This window comes from Oligella sp. HMSC09E12, from assembly GCF_001808505.1.
Classification (GTDB): domain Bacteria; phylum Pseudomonadota; class Gammaproteobacteria; order Burkholderiales; family Burkholderiaceae_B; genus Oligella; species Oligella urethralis.
The window spans coordinates 1-2,550 of record NZ_KV793556.1 but is presented as its reverse complement, the minus strand read 5'-3'; the positions used below and the strand labels follow the sequence as shown (position 1 = coordinate 2,550).

Below are 2,550 nucleotides of genomic sequence, written 5' to 3'. Positions count from 1 at the left end.
CAATATCACAAGGGTCAAGTTAGCCTTGATGAGCCCTCTCTGTCACACTAGTTGTCTGATTTTCTGATTTTTATATTTCATGTAATTGAGGGAGCGGTTAGTGTCTTACAATGTCATCTTACAGTCCAGAATTTAAAGCGCAGATTGTTAAAAAAATGATGCCACCGAATAACCAAAGTGTGGCTCAAATTAGCCGAGAAAGCGGTATTCACGTATCCACTTTATATAGTTGGAAAAAACAGCTATAAGCCAGAGGATTTGTTGTGCCTGCAAAAGAATCACGTCCTGACCAATGGGACACCAAGGCGAAGTTAGCCGCTATTATTCAAACAGCCAGTATGAACGAGGCCGAGCGGTCGAGTTATTGTCGTGAGCATGGCATCTATCCTGAGCAGTTAGATGCTTGGCGGGTCGAGATTGAAGCCTTCGATATGGAGGCAGGGCCTGTGACTAAGGCGGTCTTAGCGGCTGAGCGTAAAAAGAGTCGTCAGCTAGAAAAGGAATTAAGACGCAAGGAGAAGGCCTTAGCTGAAACGGCTGCCTTATTGACCTTATCAAAAAAAGCCCGGGATATCTGGGGCAACGACGAGGAAGACTGATTCCTGAGCCGATGAAACAGGTAGCCGTGAACTTAATTGAAGAAGCTGTTAAGGCGGGAGCACGACGCCATCAAGCGTGCGACATCCTAGGCATTAGTTGTCGTACGTTATTGCGTTGGCAAGCGGCAGGTGACGACTTGGCCGATAAGCGTCGACAGACGAATAATCGTCACTATACGCATGCATTAACGCAAGAGGAAAAGCATCACATCCTTGCCCTATGTAATCAGCCAGAATATCAAAGCTTGCCGCCTTCTCAAATCGTGCCTAAATTGGCTGATAAGGGGATTTATATTGCATCTGAATCTTCGTTTTACCGAGTCTTAAGAACGCATGGTCAGCTAAATCGCCGTGGTCGAGCACAGCCACCACGACAGGTGCCTAAGCCTATGTCGTGGGTAGCCACAGCACCTAATCAGGTATGGTCATGGGACATCACCTATCTGCCGAGTGCAATTCGTGGGCAGTTCTATCGCTTATATATGACGATTGATATCTACAGTCGTCTGATTACTGGTTGGGAGATTCACCTAGAAGAATCGGCTCAACACGCAGCGACTCTGATTAGCAAGGCGTGTCTGAAACATGGCATCCGAAAAGACCAGCTCATCTTACACTCAGATAATGGTAGTCCGATGAAAGGAGCTACCATGCTAGCGACCTTGCAGAAGTTGGGCATTGTGCCTTCCTTTAGCCGCCCGTCGGTTAGTGATGATAATCCCTATTCTGAGTCTCTGTTTAGAGCACTCAAATACACACCGGCCTATCCTAATAAGCCTTTTACTAGCCTAGAACAGGCTCGTCAATGGGTGCATCAATTCGTCATCTGGTATAACACGCAACATTGCCATAGTAGCATTCAGTTTGTCACGCCAGAGCAGCGTCATAGCGGACAGGATAACGCTATTTTAGCGCATCGCCGTGTCGTTTATGAGACAGCCAAAGAAGCTAGACCTGAGCGTTGGAAAAACCGTTCTGTCCGCAATTGGAAACCGGTCAAAGAGGTCTGGCTAAACCCATCGAAGGAGAGTAACGAGTTAGAGAGAAATGTCGTATTAGCTGCATAAGAAATCGGACAACTTGCTTGATAAACACCGCCCTAGAAACTGGATGTTTTTAGGGCTTTGAACTGTTTAAAGTGTATGGTTTGGACAAGATCTGTCTGACGATACAAAAGAAAAAGACCGTTTTTATCAAGATGGTCTCTATGTTATTGTTAAATAGTAATTGTCTTAAACAGAGGTCTCTGAATCTGCTGCAGCTAAGTCAGTAGACGTTTGTTCAGCTTCAGGACTATGTTGAGGCGCTACATCGCTCTGTTGCACATAATGTGCACCACAATAAGGACAGATCGCTTCACCTGTTTTGGTGACATCTAAGAATACGCGTGGATGCATGCTCCAACGTGGTGCTTTGGGACCAGGACAATAAACGGGTAAATCCTTGGCATTAACGTAAATCGCTTCAGCGTGATTCTGTGCAGGCATTAGTTTCTCCGGAAATTCGATGGCTTGGGTAAATAAGGCATCCTTGCCTTAGTATAAATTAAATGGTTGGATATAATTTTAATCTTCAACTGTCGGGGTGGACAAGACGCCCCTAGTAAATTACTATTTCTACCGTTGATTATATAAAAAAATTGACCCTACATATCAATATGCAGGACCATACTGGCAATAACAATCATAACCTCAATCTAGTAACAGCTACTTACTCATATAAGGTCTCAAGATGCAACAAAATAATCTTCAACATGCGTTTTTAGCGGATTTAGATAAGCGTCTATGGAGTGCGGCGGATGATAGGATAATTAGTTTGACAAATACCGATGGCTAAGCTGCTATTGGGAGAGATTGAAGTAATATGAGATAAGTAATCCCATTCGATTGTATAAAGAGGTATTTATGAACAAAGATTTGACCGGGTGCGCGACAAGCCCCGCCGTTCAGGG

The 2,550-nt window shown here is 44.6% G+C and carries 1 protein-coding gene and 1 pseudogene; one reads left to right on the top strand and one right to left on the bottom strand.

Features of this window, described 5'->3' with window-relative positions; genetic code table 11:
• The first annotated feature begins 110 nt into the window (after nucleotides 1-110).
• A pseudogene (locus HMPREF3179_RS03460) lies at nucleotides 111-1,666 on the top strand (IS3 family transposase).
• 165 nt (nucleotides 1,667-1,831) lie between these two features.
• Here HMPREF3179_RS03460 and HMPREF3179_RS03455 read toward each other — a convergent pair.
• A complete protein-coding gene (locus tag HMPREF3179_RS03455; protein ID WP_036561549.1) occupies nucleotides 1,832-2,086 on the bottom strand; it encodes a zinc-finger domain-containing protein in 255 nt (84 codons plus the stop codon).
• Nucleotides 2,087-2,550: the final 464 nt, after the last annotated feature.